Consider the following 765-nt stretch of genomic DNA (forward strand, 5'->3'; position numbering starts at 1 on the left):
TGCCCGTATGCAGGCATCTAAGGGGCGCAATGCCTATGACGAAGAGACTGCGGTGACTTTCGAGGTGCGCGAGAACGCGATAGCTGAACTGCTGGTACAGCAGCTTTCTCAAGGACCTTTGTCATGCAATAAAGGTCGGCAATTGCCCAGAATCACTAGGTGCTTGGTCCAGTACCGGTCAGTTGGCTGCATTGCCAAATGCTTACGTTGCAGATTTGGAGCAAAATTCGTCGAATGCTGTGCGCTGGCGCGCATCTTGGATCACGCGGTCAATTTGGAGTTCTCCGGCGGCGACTCGATAGAGTAATTCCACCGTCCTAGTATTGGGTTCCAAGCCGGCCAGTCGTTGGTTAGCAATGACGTTATTGATCGTGCGCAGGCGCTCGTTCCGGCCAAATGTATTGGGCATAGAGGATCTCCGCAAGGGTGCGCGCCATTTCAGGGTTAGAGGCGTGTCCTAATCCAAACTCGCTACGCGGAGGTAAACGGCCTCACGGGCGGCTACGCACGCTGCTGGGCTTGCCACAAATCATAGTTGGCCTGCATGGCGGCCCATGCCTCGGCGGTGCCTGCTCCGACCTGCTCCAGTCGAACCGCGAGATCTGGGCTGATATTGGCTTTGCCATTGAGCACTCGGGACAATATAGTCAGCGGCAAAGCTAATCGATTAGCTGCTTCAGTCACCGACAACCCTAGGTGTGCAAAAACGTCTTCTCGAAGGATTTCGCCCGGATGCGGCGGGTTGTGCATCATATTGGTTCCTGG

2 protein-coding genes are annotated in these 765 nt (G+C 55.3%); both read right to left on the reverse strand.

Going from position 1 to position 765, the window contains the following annotated elements; translation table 11 throughout:
• Positions 1-202: 202 nt before the first annotated feature.
• Positions 203-409 (reverse strand): antitoxin VbhA family protein, encoded by a 207-nt coding sequence (locus tag A9976_RS31870; protein WP_183011858.1) that lies wholly within the window; start codon positions 407-409, stop codon positions 203-205.
• A gap of 92 nt (positions 410-501) precedes the next feature.
• Positions 502-753, reverse strand: coding sequence for a HigA family addiction module antitoxin (locus A9976_RS11365; RefSeq protein WP_183011857.1), 252 nt, complete (start codon positions 751-753; stop codon positions 502-504).
• Between the last annotated feature and the right edge of the window lie 12 nt (positions 754-765).

Origin of the sequence: Delftia sp. UME58 (assembly GCF_014170385.1) — a bacterium.
Classification (GTDB): Bacteria; Pseudomonadota; Gammaproteobacteria; order Burkholderiales; family Burkholderiaceae_C; genus Comamonas; species Comamonas acidovorans.